Origin of the sequence: Streptosporangium sp. NPDC020145 (assembly GCF_040631275.1) — a bacterium.
Classification (GTDB): Bacteria; Actinomycetota; Actinomycetes; order Streptosporangiales; family Streptosporangiaceae; genus Streptosporangium.
The window spans coordinates 21,014-39,122 of sequence record NZ_JBEXZT010000007.1 but is presented as its reverse complement, the minus strand read 5'-3'; the positions used below and the strand labels follow the sequence as shown (position 1 = coordinate 39,122).

Here is an 18,109-nt window from a genome sequence, read left to right as displayed (position 1 = left end):
TCGTGTTCTCCCAGCTGTCCGGGCGGGAGGGGGCATGACCACGGTGGGCAGGTCCAAAACGCGGCGTCGCCTGCGTCCTCCCCGGGAGGGCAAGTCCGGGTGTCGTTCTGGTCAGCGGGGATTCCTGGAGATCTCACCGCATCCGGTGGTGACCCACTCCGTCGCCAGGACTCTTACGGAGTCGGGTGGAGGAACGTAAGAGCCGCTCACGCAATGAACGGAATAATGGTTGTCCCCATTTATATGGGATATCGTCGAGCCGTGGAGCTGACGGTCGGGGAATTGTCCAGGCGTAGTGGTGTGGCCACCTCGACCCTGCGCTTCTACGAACGCAAGCAGCTCATAGTCAGTCGCCGTACGGCGGGCAATCAGCGACGTTACTCACGTGACACCCTTCGCAGGGTGGCCTTTATCCGTGCGTCCCAGCAGCTGGGGACCTCTCTTGCGGAGATCGGCTTCTACCTGTCCCTCCTTCCCGAGGGGCGTACGCCGACACGGGAAGACTGGGCCAAGCTTTCGGAATGCTACCAAAAAGACCTGAACGGCCGAATCCAGCGTCTTGAGTGGCTCCGCGACCGGCTCGCCGGATGTATCGGATGCGGTTGCCTGTCCCTGGGGCTGTGCAAGCTGGTCAATCCGGATGACTGTCTCGGGGAAAACGCCTCGGGGGCGCGCAAACTCTATGAGCCGTGATCGAGGATCACATGCCGGGGGCTACGCCGGAAAATCGTAATTTAGAGCCTTGTCAAGCTCACGGTGCGTTTCTCGGACTTGCGTGGCCAGGTGGTGGGTGAGGAGCCGCAGCCCCTCGGTGACGCGCTCGGCGCGGATGGAACCGTAGCCGAGCACCAGCCCGGAGCGTGACCGGTCCTCGGCGCAGTACGCCTCCAGACTCTCGACGGCGACGCCCGACGCGCGCGCCTCCGCCGACATCCGGCCGAGATCGACGGGCACGTCGGGCCTGAGCCTGGCGCACAGGTGCAGACCCGCGGCCGACGGCACAGGCTCGAACCAGTCGCTGAGGTCCCCGCGCAGCGCCGTGAGGACGCGTTCGCGGCGGTCCGCGTAGACGCGGGTCGCCTTGCGGACGTGCCGGGACAGTTCGCCCGAGTCGATGAATCGGGCGAGCGCGGCCTGTGCGGCGTGGTCGCCCTGCCAGTCGGTCAGCCGCCTGGCCGCGCGCAGCGCCGGGCGCAACGAGGCCGGGGCGACCAAGAAGCCGAGCCGCAGCATCGGCAGCAGCGTCTTGGAGAACGTGCCCACATAGACGACCCGGCCGTCCCGGTCGAGGCTCTGCAGCGGGTCGAGAGGACGCTGACCGAAGCGGAACTCGCTGTCGTAGTCGTCCTCGACGATCACGGCGTCGTGGCGCGCGGCCCAGTCGAGCAGTGCGGCCCTCCGCGCCGGGGACATCGGCGTGCCCAGCGGGAACTGGTGCGACGGGGTGACGTGGACCAGCCGGGTGCCGGACGGGAGCGCGTCCACGTCGAGTCCTTCGTCGTCCACGGGCACCCCGCTGACCCGGGCGCCGAGGGAGGCGAACAGCAGCCGTGCCGGGGGATAGCCCGGCTCCTCAACGGCCACCCGGTCACCCGGCTCGATGAGGATTCGGCCGACGAGGTCGAGGGCCTGCTGCGCGCCCTGGGTGACGACGACGTCCCCGGCGTCGGCGCGCACCGAACGGGACAGGCCGACGTGGCGGGCCACGGCCTCCCGGAGGGCGGGGTGGCCCGCTGGCTCGCCGTACCCGGAGGTTCTGACCGTCGAGGCGCGCAGTTCGGCGGCGAGAAGGCGGCGCCAGGTGGCGAGGGGGAAGAGGTCACCGTCGGGTCTGCCGACCCGGAAGTCGTAGCGAGGGGGTTCGGGGCTTTCCGCGGTGTCGGGGAGATCGTCCCAGAAGGGGCGGGGACGCACCCCACGGCCCTGCGGGGCGCCACGCCGTACGGCTCCGGCGGGTGTGGTGGGTTCGGCGACGAAGGTGCCCGCGCCGACGCGGGGGAGGAGGAAGCCCTCGGCCGTCAGCCGTTCGTAGGCCGTGCAGGCCGTGTTGCGCGAGACGCCGAGGCGGCGGGCCAGCTCCCGCGAGGGCGGCAGCCGCTCCCCGGGACGGAGCCTGCCGTCCAGGATCGCCTCGCGGAGCTGCCGGTAGATGCGGGAGGCCAGGTCGCCGGGGCCGTCCAGGCTGACGTGCGGGTCCACGCGGAGACCCTACATTGGCTCTTTCGGTTTCCGGGGAATTGGCCCTTCTGGGGAGCCAATCGAGGCCGTTGGATGGACTCGACCAACGGGGAAACAGCCGAGGAGTTACGTCTTGACCGTCGCCGACATGTGGTTCGACCCGAAGTGCCCCTGGGCGTGGAACACCTCACGCTGGCTGCTGGAGGTCGAACGCGTCCGTGACGTGGAGGTCCGCTTCCACGTGATGAGCCTGTGGCTGCTCAACGAGGGCAGGCAGGGCCTGGAGGAGTGGTATCGGCGCTGGCTCACCGACACGCTCGGCCCGGTCCGGGTGCTCGTCGCCGCCGAGCAGAAGTACGGCACGCCCGTCCTGCGCGACCTCTACACCGCCTTCGGCGACCGGATCCACCATGGGAAGGTCCCGATCGGTCCCGGCCTGTACGGCGACGCGCTGGCCGAACTCGGCCTCGACCCGGGACTCGCCGAGGCGGCGGAGAGCACCGACCACGACGAGGCCCTCCTGCTGAGCCACCGGGCCGGTCTCGACCCGATCGGTGAGGACCTGGGCACCCCGGCCATCCACGTCCCCGGCCCCGACGGGCGGGTCAACGCCTTCTTCGGGCCGGTGGTCAGCCCGGTGCCGCGTGGCGAGGCGGCGGGCGGGCTCTGGGACGGTGTGCTGCTGGTCTCGGCGACCCCGGGCTTCTTCGAGCTCAAGCGGAGCCGTACGGAATCTCCCCGGGTCGACTGACCCGTTGCCTCCGCGTGACCGGCCACGCGGATGATCGCCATTTCGTGGACGGGGGGAGTATGACGCGATTACCCTCCTCGGTATGACCAAGCGGATCACGATCTCCCTGCCCGACGACCTCGCCGACGAGGCGCAGCGCTCGGGCAACGCCTCCGGCTACATCGCCGAGGCACTGCGGGAGCAGCGTCGCATCAGGGAGGGCATGGCGGCCCTGGAACGGCTGTGGGGTCCCGGCTGGCAGGACGACATCACCGACGCCGACCGGGAGCGCGCCAACCGCCTGTTCGGCTCCGCACGGGAGGTCGCGTGACCCCGGACGTGCGGGAGGCCGGGTGACCCCGGAGGACGACGGTCTGACCGGCCACGTCCTCGATCTCGACGCGGTCTGCCATCTGCTCGACGTCAGGAGCAACTACGGGCGTGAGATCGTCCGTCAGTCCGTGCTGCGCAACACCACACTCCTGCTGCCCGCGGCCGCCGCGCAGTGTGTGACGGCCCTGCGGCCCGAGCAGGCCGAGGCCCTGCTCGGGGTGCCGGTGGTGACGGTGGGGAGCCTGACGGCCGCCGACGTCGCGCACGCCGCCGGGCTCGGCCCGAGGATCGCGGCCAACCTGGAACGGCACACCCCGGGCCCCGTCGCGGGAACCGACCTCGTGGCCGTTCTCGCCGCGGCCCATGCCGTACTGCTGGCCGAGTCCAGAGGCGGCTGGCGCGTCATAACCCCGGCCCCTCACCTCTACGACGACATTCCCGGCGTCCGGCTGGAAATCCTCCCCTGATTCTCCCGGCCGATTCCCCGGGTTTCCCTCCAGGAAGGGAAATGTTCGGCTTTCCTGTCCTTGGGTCTTTCCCGATGAGAAGGGTGTGGGGTGCCGGTCGAAGCCCGACGTCACGTGGGGCGGAGGGGTGCGCACGCTCCGTCGCGACGCATTCTCTGAATGTACGGGGACGTAATGGGGTTGTGGTGTTCACCGGTATTACCGCACGTGTTCACCTTGAATGTGAGAACACCTGGAAGGCCTCGCGTCAATATGGTGTGATAAATATTACAAGGGGGTCGCTTTTAATATTTGAAATGTGATCATTGCCGATGAATCGCCCTGTGTGGGTGTATCCGTACCGATCGGAGTTCATCGGAATGCAGCTCAGGCGAAACCTCTCCTTGGCCGCCGCGTCGATACTCGCCGTGGTCGGCCTGGTCGCCTCACCCCCCGCGGCGTCGGCCGCCCCGCCGGACGGCGGCCAGTCCAGTGTCACCTCCGACGTCTTCCCCGGCGCCAGACTCGGTGAGCGCGTCGGCCCCAAGGCCGTCAAGGACACCGGGAAGAACGCCGAGAAGCAGGAGGAGACCGCACGGGTCAGCCCCCAGCTGGTCGCCTGCGACGGTGACGGCACCAGCGGCAAGCGCGTCGAGACCCTGTACGTGCGCGAGGCGACGATGCCGGACCGCTACGCGCAGCTCCTGCCCATGTTCCGGGCCTGGCTGGCCAACGCCGACGACCAGTTCAACGACGCCGCCGCGACCTCCAACCGCAGCAGGCACATCCGGTACGTCACCACGGCGGTCAGCGGCGGCTGCGTCCCCGTCGTGCGCAACGTGGTGGTGCCCGCCGGTTCGCTGGCCACCTTCGACGCCGGAAAGACCGCCCTGCAGGCCCTCGGCTACAACAGCAACGACCGGCACTACCTCATGCTCACCGAGGCCACGGTGATCTGCGGTGTCTCCGACATCAAGAACGACGACCTGACCACCGGGTCGACCAACCTCAACAACGGCCTCGCCTTCTCCCGGGTCGACGCCAGTCCCAACTGCTTCGGGGCGAACGCCATCGCCCACGAACTGGGGCACAGCTTCGGCGCCGTGCAGCTCAGCGCGGCCCACTCGGACGGCTCCTGGCACTGCCTCGACCAGTGGGACATCATGTGCTACGGCGGCACGCCCACCTGGAGCTGCCTGCAGTGGAACGACTACCGGCTGCCCGACTGCAACCGGGACGACTACTACAACGCGGTCCCGACCGCCGGGAGCTACCTGGCCACGCACTGGAACGTGGCCGACAGCGCCTACCTCATCGCGGGTTCGACGGCCGACAGCGACCCCCATCCCAAGGTGGGCAACACCTACGTCATAACGAACGCCTCGACAGGGGGCGCGCTCGAACCCATCGGCGGCGCGACCACGGCGCTGACCGAGCTGAGCCAGCGCACCCGGGTGGACACCCCCAGCCAGAAGTGGCTGATGAGCTACAACACCGGACTGCAGTTCATCAACGTCGGCAGTCGCCTGTGCGCCGACAGCGCCTACAGCGGCACCACGCCCGGCACGACGCTGCTGCAGTACTACTGCAACGGCCAGGACGGCATGCGCTTCGCCTACCTGCAGACCGGCACGAACACCTACGCGATCTTCGACTGGCTCTCCGGGCTGGCGCTGACCGCGGGCGGCGCCTACCCGGCGGCCGTCACGCAGCAGACCTACACCGGCGCGGCCAACCAGCAGTGGGTGTTCAACCAGGTCACCGACGCCTCCCCGGTCAACGGCACCTCCTACTACCTGAACGGGTTCGCCAGCCACGACAACGTCGAGCCCGCCGGCGGTTCGACCGCCTCCGGCGCGCTGGTCACGCACAACGCGCCCTCCGGGGCGACCAGCCAGCGCTGGACCCTCCAGGCCAGCGGCTCCTACTGGAAGCTGGTGAACGTCAACAGCGCCAAGTGCCTCGACCTCGTCACGGCGAGCACGACCAACGGCACCCAGATCAGGCAGGCGACCTGCGGCAGCGGGACCAGCCAGCAGTGGACCCTGCAGAGGGTCGCCGACGGCACGTTCTACCTGGTCAACCGCTACAGCGCCAAGGTGCTCGACGCGCCGTCCGGCAGCGGGACGACCCTCGACCAGCAGACGATCACCGGTAACAACGACTCCGGCGCCGGAGTCATCGCGGGCAACGAGATCTGGTACCTCAACCAGGTCTGACCGGGATCCGTGCGGGCCGTCCGCCCCTCCCCGGACGGCCCGCACGGTCACGCGGTTACGGGTTTCCGCCATCGAGGTCGGAGGATCGCCTCCATGGTCACCACCCCGGGGCCCGCCTAGCGTTGCGGGCATGATCAGACTCAACGGCCTGCGCAAACGGTACGGCGACCGGACGGTGATCGACGACCTGTCCCTTGAGGTCAGGCAGGGCGCGGTCACCGGGTTCCTCGGCCCGAACGGGGCGGGGAAATCCACGACGATGCGCCTGATCCTCGGACTCGACCACCCGACCTCGGGCACGGCGCTCATCGGCGGCCTGCCGTACCACCGGATCAGGAACCCGCTGCGGACGGTCGGCGCGCTGCTGGACGCGCGCGCCCTGCACCCCGGGCGCAGCGGCCGGGCGCACCTGACGGCACTGGCCCGCAGCAACGGCATCCCGCGCCGCCGGGTCACGGAGGTCCTGGAGACGGTCGGGCTCGGGCAGGCGGCGCGCAGGCGGGCGGGCGCGCTCTCGCTGGGCATGAGCCAGAGGCTCGGCATCGCGGGCGCCCTGCTCGGCGACCCCGAGGTGCTCATGTTCGACGAACCCGTCAACGGCCTCGATCCCGACGGTGTGCGCTGGGTGCGCGACCTGATGCGCTCCCTGGCCGACGAGGGCAGGACGGTCTTCGTCTCCAGTCACCTGATGAGCGAGATGCAGCTCACCGCCGACCACCTCGTGGTGATCGGCAGGGGACGGCTCATCGCGGACGCGCCGCTGGCCGAGATCATCGCGCGCGGCTCGCTGGGCGCGGTGGTCGTCCGCACCCCGCACACGGACGACCTGGCCGTACGGCTCGGCGCCGCGGGCCTGCACTGGGAACGGCCGGGGGAGAACGAGCTGGTCGTCACCGGAGCCACGGCGGAGCGCGTCGGCGACCTGGCGCACGAGGCGGGCATCAGGTTGCACGAACTACGCCACCGCGAGGCCTCCCTGGAGCAGGCCTACCAGGAACTGACGGCCGACAGCGTCGAGTACGGCGTACGGAAGGGGCGGGCGTGAACACGTGGGTGAGAGAGCTGGCTCAGGCGATCGGCGGCGAGTGGGTGAAGCTGCGCTCGGTCCGCTCGACCTGGTGGTGCCTGGCCTGCACCACGGCGCTCATGGTGCTCGGCTCGCTGGCGATCGGCGGCGGGACGGCGACGGAGATGGTGCGCCGGGACCTGGCCGGCACTCTGTCCGCCAGCGACCCGGTGACCTCGGCGACGGCGTTCGCCCAGTTCGGTCTGGTCGCGCTGGCGATGCTGACGATCACCCCCGAGTACGCCTCGGGAGGCATCAGGACCACGTTGCAGGCGACGCCGATCCGGGGCCGGGTGCTCGCCGCCAAGGCACTGGTACTGGCGCCGGTGACGTTCGTCGCCGGGGTGGTCGCCGCAGGTGTGGCGACGGCGGTGGTCCACCTGGTGTTGTCCGCGGAGGTGTTCGGCGGCCGGGTGACGGCGCCGCCCGCCGAGGTCGTCCCCGACCTGCTGGGCGTGGGCGTCTTCCTCGCCCTGGTCTCGGTGACGACGCTGGGCGTGGGAGTCGCGACGCGCAGCGCGGCGGGCACCCTGACCACGGCGTTCATGCTGCTGATGGGCGCGCCGCTGCTGCTGGTGATGACGGGCACCTCGATCGGCTTCGAGGCCTCGCTGCGCATGCCGCTGTTCGCGGGCCTGGCCTTCATGGGCAGCTCGGACACCCCGATGGGCGGCCCGGTGCCCTACCCGGCCACGCAGGGGCTGGTGTGGCTGCTGGTCTGGACGGCGGCCGCGACGGTCGCCGGCTATGCCGTACTGCGCCGCAGGGACGCATAGACTGCGCGCCCGTGTCAGGTAACCGGATCACCCGCGCCCTGGTCGGGGTGCTCGCGGGCGCCGTGCTGGGCCTCGTCGAACTGCTCTTCCTCTGCGCGGCGGCGCTCGTCCACCCGGTGCCCGCCGTACGGCCCGGCGTCGAGCGGATCCTGAACCGGCTGACCGCCCTCGAACGGGCGAGGCTGGCCGCCTGGTTCGACCACGAGACGACCGGGCACCCCCGGCGGGACGGCCGTCGCTATCTCGCCGTCCGCGCCCTCTTCGGCCTCCTCACCGGGTACGGCAGCGCCGCCGGGCTGTTCCTCGGCGGGCTGTTCCTCTTCGGCGGCCTGTGGAACCTGGCAGGGGACAGGGCGCGGGCCGTACCGGTGCACCTGCCGGGGGTGCGGCTGGTGACCAGCGACGGGGTGCTCGGCCTCGCCGGAGGGACGGTCGTGCTGGCCCTGACCGTGCTCTGGCTTCTCGCCGCGGGGGCCGTGGAACGGCGCCTGGCCGACCACTTCCTCGGTCCCGGCACGCGGGAGTTGATGCGCAGGCGCATCGCCGAACTGACCGCGACCCGCTCGGGCGTCGTCAGGGCCGTGGACGACGAACGGCGCAGGATCGAGCGCGACCTGCACGACGGCGTGCAACAGCGGGGCGTCGCACTGGCCATGCTGCTCGGCCGGGCCCGGGGCAACCCCGACCAGGCCAGGACCGCGGCGCTGGTCGAGGAGGCCTACGCCGAGTCGCGCCGCCTGCTCGACGAACTGCGCAGCGTGGCCTGGCGGATCTACCCGACCGCCCTGGACGAACTCGGCCTGCGCGCCGCGCTCGCCGGCGTCGCGGAACGGTCGCAGGTGCCGGTCACCGTGCACTACGGGCTGGTCGGGCGCCCCGCCTCCGCGATCGAGACGGCCCTGTACTTCGTCGCCAGGGAGGCGATCACCAACGCCGTCAAGCACGCGGACGCGCGTGAAATCCTGGTCGTCGTGGCCGAGGACGAACGGACGGTGAGCGTGACGATCTCAGACGACGGAGCGGGTGGCGCCGACCCCTCGGGCGGCGGACTGTCCGGCCTGGCCAGGCGGGTCCTGGCGCTCGACGGCACCTTCGACGTCCACAGCCCGCCCGGCGGGCCGACCAGGGTCGTCGCGACCCTGCCGAGGGACGTGCCGTGCGGCTGATCCTGGCCGACGACTCGGTACTGCTCCGCGAGGGCCTGGTCCGGCTGCTCGACGAGGCCGGGCACGAGGTGGTCGCGGCCGTCGGCGACGCGCGGGCGCTGCTCGACGCCGTCGAACGGCACCGCCCCGACGTGGCCGTGATCGACGTGCGGATGCCGCCGACCCACACCGACGAGGGGGTGCGCGCGGCCCTGGAGATCCGTGGGCGCAGGCCCGAGGTCGGTGTCCTGCTGCTGTCGCAGTACGTGGAGAAGACCTATGCCGCGACCCTTCTCTCCGGGGCGGGCGGACGGGTCGGATACCTGCTCAAGGACCGTGTCTCCGAGGTCGCCGACTTCCTGGAGTCGCTGGAGCGGGTGCACGCGGGCGGGATGGTCTTCGACCCGGAGGTGGTGCGCCAGCTGCTCGCCCGAACCACCCGCACCGACCCGCTGGACGGCCTGAGCGGGCGCGAGCGCGAGGTGCTCGGCCTCCTGGCGCAGGGCTTCGTCAACGCGGCGATCGCCGGACGCCTGCACGTGTCACTGAGCACCGTGGAGAAGCACATCAACGCGATCACGGACAAACTCGGCCTGCCGCGCGACCCCGGCTACAACCGCAGGGTGCTGGCGATCCTGCGCTACCTCGACGACTGAGTACGGCCCGGCCGGGGAAACGCGGATGCCGCGCCCGATGGGTCGGGCACGGCATCCGGTTCATCTCCTCGCCCCCTGAAGGGGGCCGGACCCGTCAGGGCACCACCTCGTCACTGAACGGGGTGCGGTTGCCCGGATGGACAGGCGGTGGGAGCGGGCAGCGGTTCAGCCGACCCTACTGGGCCCTGCGGTCCAGGCGACTCCGCTGGGGCCCGCGGTCCAGCCTGCCCCGTTGGGTCCCGCGGTCCAGCCGACTCCGCTGGGCCCTGCGGTCCAGCCGGGATTGTGAGGCTCGCAGGGATTGTGGGGCTCGCAGGGCTTGCGGGGCTCATGGGGCTTGTGGGGCCCATGACACCGAGGCTTCTCAGGTACATGACACCCAGGAGGTCCTTCGGGCCCCTCGGGTCCTCTGGGTCCTGCGGGTCCTCTGGGTCCCTCGGGTCCTTCAGGGCCAGTGAGGCCTGTGGGTCCTGCAGGTCCTTCGGGTCCTTCGGGTCCTTGAGGGCCAGTGAGGCCTGTGGGTCCTGCGGGTCCTTCAGGCCCTGTGGGACCTGCGGGTCCTTCAGGGCCAGTGAGGCCTGCGGGACCTGCGGGACCTGCGGGGCCGGTGGCTCCGGCGGGGCCTGCGGGACCCCGCGGTCCGGCCTCGCGACCGGCAGGGCCTGCGGGTCCTGCGGGGCCTGCAGGACCGGCGGCTCCAGCGGGCCCGGGAGGTCCAGGAGGCCCGGGGGGCCCAGGAGGTCCGGCAGGCCCGGGAGGTCCGGGAGGCCCACCCGGGGTTCCGGGGACACCCTGCGGTCCCTGAGGGCCTCGGGGCCCTGTCTTACCGTCGCGTCCATCCCGGCCATTGTGGCCATCCCGGCCATTACGGCCATTGTGGCCGTTACGGCCGTTGTGGCACCTGCAATGCCTTCTCCAGCACCCACACCATCTGGAGGAGAGGCTGCCGATATGGAAAGTCTCACCGCGCGTGGCGAGGCCCGCGGGCTTGCCCTGCGGGGCGCTTTCCGAGCCAGGGGTCGCGGCGTTCGCCAGCGACTGGGAGGCAAGCGTGAGGAAAGTACCGATTGTCGCCGCCGTGGTGATCAATCCCCGTACGTACCTGCTGGAGTCGACGGTGGAAGCCCGTCTGGTACCACTAGAAGTCATCGCATTCCATGTCGTTGATGATTTCGGATACATGATCCGCCTGATGGCGGCAGGGGTGAAGTACCCGGTGATCGTTACAGTGATGCTTTTGGTTTATTAACGAAGATCAAAGAATTGACTGGTGTGTTCTGTCGCTTATTTCGGCTTCTTGTGTCATATGGAAGGTGGATTTTATCCATATTTCTTGGATGGTCGCAGTTGTCGCCCAGCAGGAGAGATATGTGTGGATGGCGTGATAAATCGCCCAGAGAAAAGCCCGGCTACCGGAGGAAACCGACGCCGGGCATGTGAGCCGGACGGAAGCCAGGAGGGCCCAGGAGAGCTCTAGGAGGGTTCTAGGAGAGCATCGCCAATGGGTTGGCGACCGGGACGTACCTGGCCCGGCGGTCGGCCGAGCGCGCCCACCGCACCGAGAGGTTGGCCTTGGCCGGCAGCGGCGCCCCGGCCAGCAGGTCCGCCAGCGGACGCGGCCACCCCCTGGAGCCCGCGTATCCGGCCAGCACCTCCCCGGCGACCGCCCACAGCTCCCGCACCGGGCCGTCGCCCGCCAGAGAGGCGGCGATCTCGGACAGATGGTTGACCATCAGGCAGTAGACCACCCGGTCCCACCCCGGCCCGGGATCGTAGGTGAGCGCCTCGGCGACCCGCGAGGGCAGCCCGGACAGGTCGTGCCTGCCCGCCACGAGCTTGGTCCCCTCCAGGTCGCGGAAGACCGCCTCGACCGGCGACCCCGACGCGTCCACGCCGACCAGCACGTTCTGCAGGTGCGGTTCGAGCACCACGCCGTGCTCCAGGTAGGCCTCAAGCACCGGGGGCGCGACGCACTCGACATAGGCCCGCCACCAACCGGCCGGGTCGGCGGGCCCGGATCCGGGCACGGCCAGCGCGCCACTCAGCAGCGGGGTCACCCCCGGCCTGCACACCGACCACGGGCTGGTACGGATGATCACACCGAGCCCTTCGAACAGCCGGGTGCCCAGGTTCGCCGAGCGGTAGCCGGGCTCGCTCAGCCAGCGCGTCCCGGGGAAGGAGGCGGCCAGGTCGTCGAAGACCGGCCCGAGGCGCCGGGTCAGCTCGACCGCTCCGGCCAGTTCGTACCACGCGTTCTTCCTGACGCAGTTGGTGATCCGCACATCCAGGCTGAACTTCAGGCACCGGTCGATCCCGGGGTCGTAGACCGTACGGACCGAGGAGGTGGGAACCGCGGGGCGGGAGCCGTACCCCAGGTCGACCAGGCGGCCGTCGGCCAGCGGCACGGCGAGGTCGTCGGCGAGCAGGTCGAGCTGCCACGGGTGCGCGGGCAGGATCGTGTACCCCTCGGGTGCCGGGCCGAGCTCGTCGAGCCGCCCGGTCTCACCCGCCTCGGCCAGCACGTCGTCGCGGACCCCGAGCAGCCGGAGCGGGAAGCTCGCGTGCGCCTCGGGCGCGTAGCGCAGCCAGCCCGTCCCGTCGTGGGCCTTGGGACTCGGATGGAACGGGTGCCCGAAGACCAGCCGCTGCTCGGAGGCCAGCCACGGGTCGGCCGGTTCCCGCCCGCTCCGCCTGGCCGCGAGCAGCGCCGCCATGGCCCGCCTGCTCGCGCCGACCTGGGCGGCGAACTCCTCGTTCGTCCCGCCCAGCTCGCTCTCCACGAGCCCGACGAGCCGGTCGACGTCGAGCGGGCGCCAGGCGCCCCGTCGAGCCAGTCAGGGTGGCCCGCCAAGCGCAGCGCGAGCCCGCCGTGCGTCCTGGCCCGCAGCACGGTGCCGCCGACCCGCAGCAGCACGTACGGCTCGGCGTGCCAGACCTGTCCGCGAGGCCCGGCGACCTCCCTGACGCAGCAGCGCAGCAGCGCGGCGAGCGTCGCCTCCTCGGCGACGGCCGCGGGGGAGACGGCCGCGGAGCAGGGGTCGAGCGCGAGGCCGGTCATGGAATCCTTCGCATCGTCATGTTCTGGATGGCCGCAGGAGGGTGGCGCAGGTAGTTGGGCCCGCTGGTGCCGTAGAACTTGTTCACGTCACGGGCCCCGGTACGCGCCTTGTCGACCAGGGTCCCGGCGACGACCATCGACTTGCCGACGAGCCTGGCCGCCTCAAGGGTCCTGGCCCGCAGCAGCCGGGCCATCGGGTCGTCGCCATACTCGGCGAGCGCCTCCCCGAGCGTGTCGCGGACCAGCAGGCAGGCCCGCGCCGGCGGCAGCGCGCAGAAGGCGACCGCCGCCGCGGCCAGGTGCAGCGTGATCGTCACGAACACGTCGGCGAGCGCGTGCGGGTCGTCGGTCAGCATCCGCTCGTCGGTGAAGTCCGGCACCGCGACGCCCTCGGCCAGCAGCCGGTCCGGTGAGGTCAGCAACCCGTCGTTGTCCTTGACCAGCAGCCTGGCCGGACCGTTCCCCAGCACCAGGGCCAGGTTCTGCTGGTGGGCCTCCAGGGCGGTGCCGTACCGGACGAAGAGCCGCACCTGGAAGCCGAACAGCAGCCTGAGGTAGGCGCCGAGCAGCGCCGTGACGTCCCCGCCGTACCACCGTCCGGCCAGCTCCTCCACGACGGGCGCGCCCCGGGGGGTCGGCGCGGGCAGCGCGGCCACCGGGACGATCTCGCCGGGCGGCAGGCGGCGCAGGAGCCAGCCGAGATACTCGTGGTCCGCGTGACCGTAGGTCTGCTCGTCGGCCAGCAGCACCCCCGGGTGCGGCAGCCGCCGCAGCAGCAGCTCCGCCCTGGCACCGTCGGCGAGCGTGCCCGGCTTGATGGAGCGCCGGTTGCGCAGTCCCAGCGTGCTGGTCGGCAGCGGCAGCTTCACGTGCGTGCCCGCGTCGAGCGCGACCGTGCGCGTCGACAGCGTCGGCCTGACCTCCAGGTACGGCCGCGCCCCCACGACCGCCCACGGGATCTCCTCGACCACGGGAACGGTGAGCGGGTGCACGGGGAAGAGCACATGTGTGCGCGCCAGGGACGAGGGCAGCCCCACCTCCGCGAAGCCCGGCGCGTACGGCATGGCCGCGCCGCGCGCCCGTTCCCGGGGCACGGCCGCCCAGCGCAGTTCGAAGGAGGGCGCGAACTCCGGCGCATAGGCCGTCAGCTCGTCGTCGGACAGCCCGTTCCTGCACCGCGCCGTCGGATAGACCGGATGGTCGACGAAGGCGGCCAGCGTCTCGTACCGTACGGCGTCCAGCCGCTCCCCGGGCCCGGCGGCGGCCAGCAGGCCGAGCACCCGCTCCCGGTGGGCGGCGTGCAGCTCCAGGGCGCGCAGCGCCTGCTCGCACTCCTGGGCGAACGCCTCGATCCCCGGGCCGTCCTCCGGCGGGGCGACCTCCCCGAGGGTCAGCAGGACCTCGCGCAGGCCGAGCGTCTCCTCGGGGGCGACCACGAAGTCCTGGAAGAGCGACCCCGGCACCAGGCGCACCCCGCGCCCACCGGCCAGGGCCAGGGTGACGCCGCCCCTGTTCCCGGTGATCCGCCCGGCCAGGCCGCCGTAGTCCTCGCGCAGCAGCGCGTCCAGGACACGCGCGGCGAGGTACCGTTCCCGCGCGGTCACGCGATCACCCACGGTCTGTCCGCCGCGAAGGCCGTCAGGGCGGCGTCGACGCTCACCCGGTCGGGACCGATCGCGCGGACGACCCCCAGATAGTCACGGTTGGTGTTGGTCGGTTCGATCCGGTCGCCGACGGCGCGCAGCGGCCGGTGCCAGAGCCTGACCCGGGCGCCGGGGGCGGGGGCGACCGCTCCCGGAGCGGAGACGACGGTCCCGGCCCGCTCCGCGACCACGCTCAGCGCGGTCCCGTGCTCCCGGGCACCGCCCAGGTCCCCGGCCGGCAGGCCCAGGTGGACGCCGAGGATCCTCTCGAACAGCGGAACGCCGAGCAGGTTGCCGAGCAGGAGGTCGCAGTGGTCGCCGATCACGCGGTAGTTGACCTCGATGATCCTGGGCCCCGCCTGCGTCATCACGTACTCGGTGTGACAGGCCCCGAAGCCCACGCCGAGCGCGTCCAGCGCCCGCAGCACATGGCCTGCCGCGGGTGGAGGCTCCCAGTCGAGTCGTTCCTCGACGAAGTACGGCAACGGCCCGAGCGTCGTCCTGAAGCCGCCGAGCACCCGTGTCCCGCTCCCGTCGCCGAGCGTCTCCAGCGTGTGCAGTGGGCCTTCGAGGTACTCCTCGACGACCAGCGCCTCACCGGGCCGTCTGGCGCCGATCGCGTGCAGGGCCTCTTCGAGCTCACGGTCGTCCCGCACCAGGACGACGTCCTCACTGGCGACGCCCTCGCGCGGTTTGACGACCGCGGGAAACGGCACGTCCCGGGGTACGGGGTCGCCGGGGGCGAGCCGTACCGAGCGGACGGTCTCGACGTCCGCCTCCGCCAGGCGCGCGCGGGTGAGGGCCTTGTTCTTCGCGGTGACGCAGGCCCGCCAGTCCTTGCCGGGCAGGCCGAAGTAGGCCGCGGCCAGGGCCGTCTCGGCCTGCAGGTGGTCGGAGTTGGAGAAGATCGCGCCGGGCGTGTGGTGGCCGGAGACGGTGTCGATCACCGCGCGGGCGTCACGGACGTCGCAGCCGAGCACCTCGGCCCCGAGTCCCGATGGTGCTCCGGTCTGTCGGTCAGAACGGTGACGTCGCAGCCCAGCGCGCGTGCCGCGGGCAGGAATCCGTCGGTGACCGAGTCGGTCGGCTTGAGCGCGGTGAGGTACAGCCGCATGGGACCCCCGGAATCAGGTAAGCCTAACCTAACTCGCCGCATCCTAGCCGTACAGAGATCATGTCGCTCGGCTGACTGGATATTCACCGCATATGCCCGGCTTGCCGCTCCCCGGAAAGCCGTCCACGGCGAGCGTCGTAGGATGCCAGTCGATCTGGGAGACGGGGAAGAACGTGGACATCACCACCCAAGAAGGACTGCTGGGGCCGCTGCTTCTCGCGCGCAGCGCGATCGACCGCTCCGCCGCGCTACGCGGTGACGCCGAGTGGCTCGAACGCGCGTGGGCCGACGGCGCGACCCGGGTCGTCGTGGTCGACGACGGGCGGGCGCTGGTCAGGCGGCACGGAGACGGGGTCGATCTCGTCCTGCTGCCCACGGACGAGGCGCCGCAGGGGGAGCGCTACCTGCTCGGCCTGGACGCCGAGGGGATCGCCTACTTCGCCGTCTCGGGATCGCTCCCGGCCGACGGGCCCGCCGCGCTTCCCGGGCGGATCGTCTCCGCCGTCGCGCTCTCGGCCATCGAGGAGGGGGCGGACGTCGTCGCCGGACTGCGACAGGTCGGCTCGCTGCTGGGGGACCTGGACGCCGGGCTGCTGGTCTACGCGGTCGCGCTTGAGGCCTGGCACGCCACCCACGCCTTCTGCCCGCGCTGCGGGAGCCGTACCGAGACGCGCTCCGGCGGGCACGTGCGGGTCTGTCCCGAGGACGGCAGCCAGCACTTCCCCCGGGTCGACCCCGCGGTGATCATGCTCGTGCACGACGAGGCGGACCGGTGCCTGCTGGCCAGGGGACCGCAGTGGCCCCAGGGCCGTTTCTCGGTGCTCGCGGGCTTCGTCGAGCCGGGGGAGTCACTGGAGCACGCGGTGGCCAGGGAGGTCGCCGAGGAGGTCGGCGTGCGCGTCGTCGAGCCCCGCTACCTGGGCAGCCAGCCGTGGCCCTTCCCGCGCAGCCTGATGCTCGGCTTCATCGCGCGGGCGGTCACGACGGAGTTCACGGTCGACCAGGAAGAGATCTCCGAGGCCCGCTGGTTCAGCCGCGCCGAACTGCGGGCCGCGCTGGACAGCGGCGAGGTGCTTCCGCCGCCCGAGGTCTCGATCGCCAGGAGGCTGATCGAGACCTGGTACGGCGAGCCTCTTGCCGGAAACTGGTGATCAGGCGTTCAACCGGGCCTTGACCTCGATCACCGAGGGATTGGTGAGGGACGTGCCGTCCTCGAAGAGCACGGTCGGCACGGTCTGGTTGCCGTTGTTGACACTCTCGACGAACTGCGCGGCGTCGGGGTTCTGCTCGATGTCGATCTCCCGGTAGGAGATCCCCTCGCGGGTGAGCTGGGACTTCAGCCGCTTGCATGGGCCGCACCAGGTGGCGGTGTAAACCGTCAGCGCCATTTCGTGAGATTTCCCCTCGTGAGATGTTCAGCGCTCAGTGGCAACAAAGTGAGAGCCGTTCATCTTCCCGTCGCCCGGATTTCCGTAGGTCAGAGGAGCTTGCCCGCGATCCAGTCCTGGACCGTCTCGGCGACCCCGGGAAGCCGGTACATCGGCGTGCTGTGCTCGCTTCCCGGCTCGGTCAGCACCGTCATGCTCACACCGACGGCCTTGAGCCGCTCCTTGAGCCGCAGACTGTGCTCGGCGGGCACGAACTCGTCCTGGGAATGTACGGCCAGCTCCGGCACGTCGCCCTTGCTGGCGTGCCTCGGGACCTCCATGCTGGCCCAGATCTTCGGGCACTTGACGGGTTCGCAGCCTCCGGCGAGCTGGATGGCCGACTCACGCAGCTTGCGCTTGTTCAGGTCGAAGACGTCGGTCGCGCCGTCCTCGTAGGCCAGCATCGGCGAGGTCACCGGTGAGATGCCGACGACCCCGCGCAGGCCGGGCAGCCCGTCCCCGTAGGTGCCGACGGCGGAGGCCAGGTGCCCTCCCGCGGAGAAGCCGACGACCACGTAGTTGTTGGGGTCGAAGGACCACAGGGCGGCGTGCCTGCGGGCGGTGGCGATGGCGTCCAGCGCGTCGGTGCGCTGCGCGGGCCAGGCCGCGTCGCCGGACAGGCGGTAGTTGATGTTGAAGACCGTGTAACCCTGCTCGGCGTAGCTGGTGGTGATCGCGGTCATGTACTTCTTGTCGCCGCTCGACCACCAGCCGCCGTGGATCAGGAAGACACCGGGCCGCTTGAGACCGTCGGTCTGGTGCCAGACGTCCATCCGCTGACGGGGGTGCGGGCCGTACGCGACGGTGTTGATGAAGGTGCCGTCGAGCAGCGGGTTGTCGGTCGAGGCGACCCTCGGGGTCGCGGTGGCCGACGGCTTCTTCGGCTTGGCGGTCGCGCCGGCGGACGGTTTCGCCGTCGGGCTGGGCGTCGGCTTGGCGGTCGAGGTCGCGGTGGCCGACGCCGAGGTGGTCGTGGACGGCTCGGGGCTCGGATCGGCCTTCCTGGCGGAGTGCTTCGCCTTGGTGGAGTGCTTCGTCCTGGCCTTGCGCGTGGTGGTCGCCTTCGAGGCGGTGATGGACGCGCCGCCGTAGTGCGCCAGCGTGGCGGGGGAGGCGTGCGCCGCGGAGGACGTCTGTAGCGCCACGGGGCCGATCACCAACGCCGCCAGGGCGAGAGCGCTCACGGTCGCCGCGGTTCTCACAGGTTTCTTCCTTCCCTCGGACCCCAAAATCCCCCCTCATTGTGGAGGAACTGCCCTTTTTACGCATCTTCTGGAACGACGTAGGTTGACGGCGGCATGTTGCCAGAATGGGCGGA

18 protein-coding genes are annotated in these 18,109 nt (G+C 70.9%); 11 read left to right on the top strand and 7 right to left on the bottom strand.

The features are described 5' to 3' along the window. Positions 1 to 243 precede the first annotated feature (243 nt). Positions 244 to 693 carry a redox-sensitive transcriptional activator SoxR gene (gene soxR, locus ABZ463_RS15335; RefSeq protein ID WP_352016275.1) on the top strand — a complete coding sequence of 150 codons (450 nt, stop codon included), beginning with the start codon at positions 244 to 246 and terminating at the stop codon, positions 691 to 693. A gap of 21 nt (positions 694 to 714) precedes the next feature. Here the strand turns inward: soxR and ABZ463_RS15330 are convergent, their stop codons facing one another. Further along, positions 715 to 2,199, bottom strand: a complete 1,485-nt coding sequence (locus tag ABZ463_RS15330) for a PLP-dependent aminotransferase family protein (protein WP_362776457.1) — start codon at positions 2,197 to 2,199, stop codon at positions 715 to 717. A 127-nt stretch (positions 2,200 to 2,326) separates the two neighbouring features. Between ABZ463_RS15330 and ABZ463_RS15325 the strand changes: the two genes are divergently transcribed. From ABZ463_RS15325 to ABZ463_RS15285, 9 genes are all read left to right on the top strand, one after another. Beyond that, entirely contained in the window at positions 2,327 to 2,929 is a 603-nt protein-coding gene (locus tag ABZ463_RS15325) for a DsbA family protein (RefSeq protein ID WP_352016274.1), read from the top strand. A gap of 82 nt (positions 2,930 to 3,011) precedes the next feature. Further along, positions 3,012 to 3,239 carry a hypothetical protein gene (locus ABZ463_RS15320; protein WP_352016238.1) on the top strand — a complete coding sequence of 76 codons (228 nt, stop codon included), beginning with the start codon at positions 3,012 to 3,014 and terminating at the stop codon, positions 3,237 to 3,239. A gap of 22 nt (positions 3,240 to 3,261) precedes the next feature. Continuing rightward, a complete protein-coding gene (locus ABZ463_RS15315) occupies positions 3,262 to 3,708 on the top strand; it encodes a hypothetical protein (RefSeq protein ID WP_362776455.1) in 447 nt (148 codons plus the stop codon). Positions 3,709 to 4,067: 359 nt separating this feature from the next. Then, positions 4,068 to 5,906: an RICIN domain-containing protein gene (locus tag ABZ463_RS15310; protein ID WP_352016236.1), complete on the top strand. Its 1,839-nt coding sequence runs from the start codon at positions 4,068 to 4,070 to the stop codon at positions 5,904 to 5,906. Between the two features lie 130 nt (positions 5,907 to 6,036). Beyond that, on the top strand, positions 6,037 to 6,951 hold the full coding sequence (locus ABZ463_RS15305; protein ID WP_352016235.1) for an ATP-binding cassette domain-containing protein: 915 nt from the start codon (positions 6,037 to 6,039) through the stop codon (positions 6,949 to 6,951). Continuing rightward, positions 6,948 to 7,748 carry an ABC transporter permease gene (locus tag ABZ463_RS15300; protein WP_352016234.1) on the top strand — a complete coding sequence of 267 codons (801 nt, stop codon included), beginning with the start codon at positions 6,948 to 6,950 and terminating at the stop codon, positions 7,746 to 7,748. Before ABZ463_RS15305 ends, ABZ463_RS15300 begins: the two co-directional genes overlap by 4 nt. Positions 7,749 to 7,759: 11 nt before the next feature. Next, entirely contained in the window at positions 7,760 to 8,914 is a 1,155-nt protein-coding gene (locus tag ABZ463_RS15295; protein ID WP_362776452.1) for a histidine kinase, read from the top strand. Then, complete coding sequence (locus ABZ463_RS15290; protein WP_362776450.1) at positions 8,905 to 9,549, top strand: response regulator transcription factor; 645 nt, start codon at positions 8,905 to 8,907, stop codon at positions 9,547 to 9,549. Before ABZ463_RS15295 ends, ABZ463_RS15290 begins: the two co-directional genes overlap by 10 nt. A gap of 1,051 nt (positions 9,550 to 10,600) precedes the next feature. Further along, a complete protein-coding gene (locus tag ABZ463_RS15285; protein WP_362776448.1) occupies positions 10,601 to 10,798 on the top strand; it encodes a hypothetical protein in 198 nt (65 codons plus the stop codon). Positions 10,799 to 11,033: 235 nt separating this feature from the next. On the opposite strand, the gene ABZ463_RS15280 is transcribed toward ABZ463_RS15285, so the two are convergent. The 4 genes from ABZ463_RS15280 to ABZ463_RS15265 all read right to left on the bottom strand — a co-directional run bounded on the left by ABZ463_RS15280 (position 11,034) and on the right by ABZ463_RS15265 (position 15,364). Then, the gene (locus tag ABZ463_RS15280; protein WP_362776446.1) at positions 11,034 to 12,329 is read right to left on the bottom strand and encodes an IucA/IucC family protein; all 1,296 of its coding nucleotides are present in this window, start codon (positions 12,327 to 12,329) and stop codon (positions 11,034 to 11,036) included. A gap of 274 nt (positions 12,330 to 12,603) precedes the next feature. Continuing rightward, positions 12,604 to 14,223, bottom strand: coding sequence for an IucA/IucC family protein (locus tag ABZ463_RS15275; protein WP_362776444.1), 1,620 nt, complete (start codon positions 14,221 to 14,223; stop codon positions 12,604 to 12,606). Further along, positions 14,208 to 15,230: an ATP-grasp domain-containing protein gene (locus ABZ463_RS15270; protein ID WP_362776442.1), complete on the bottom strand. Its 1,023-nt coding sequence runs from the start codon at positions 15,228 to 15,230 to the stop codon at positions 14,208 to 14,210. Before ABZ463_RS15270 ends, ABZ463_RS15275 begins: the two co-directional genes overlap by 16 nt. Then, entirely contained in the window at positions 15,194 to 15,364 is a 171-nt protein-coding gene (locus ABZ463_RS15265) for a hypothetical protein (protein WP_362776440.1), read from the bottom strand. The genes ABZ463_RS15270 and ABZ463_RS15265 overlap by 37 nt, the downstream gene beginning before the upstream one ends. Before the next feature lie 173 nt (positions 15,365 to 15,537). Here ABZ463_RS15265 and nudC point away from each other — a divergent pair, with 173 nt between their 5' ends. Next, positions 15,538 to 16,515 carry an NAD(+) diphosphatase gene (gene nudC, locus ABZ463_RS15260; protein WP_352016273.1) on the top strand — a complete coding sequence of 326 codons (978 nt, stop codon included), beginning with the start codon at positions 15,538 to 15,540 and terminating at the stop codon, positions 16,513 to 16,515. Here the strand turns inward: nudC and ABZ463_RS15255 are convergent, their stop codons facing one another. Both ABZ463_RS15255 and ABZ463_RS15250 read right to left on the bottom strand, forming a co-directional pair. Next, positions 16,516 to 16,752 carry a mycoredoxin gene (locus ABZ463_RS15255; RefSeq protein WP_184718882.1) on the bottom strand — a complete coding sequence of 79 codons (237 nt, stop codon included), beginning with the start codon at positions 16,750 to 16,752 and terminating at the stop codon, positions 16,516 to 16,518. Between the two features lie 89 nt (positions 16,753 to 16,841). After that, the gene (locus ABZ463_RS15250) at positions 16,842 to 17,993 is read right to left on the bottom strand and encodes an alpha/beta hydrolase (protein WP_362776437.1); all 1,152 of its coding nucleotides are present in this window, start codon (positions 17,991 to 17,993) and stop codon (positions 16,842 to 16,844) included. Positions 17,994 to 18,109 lie beyond the last annotated feature (116 nt).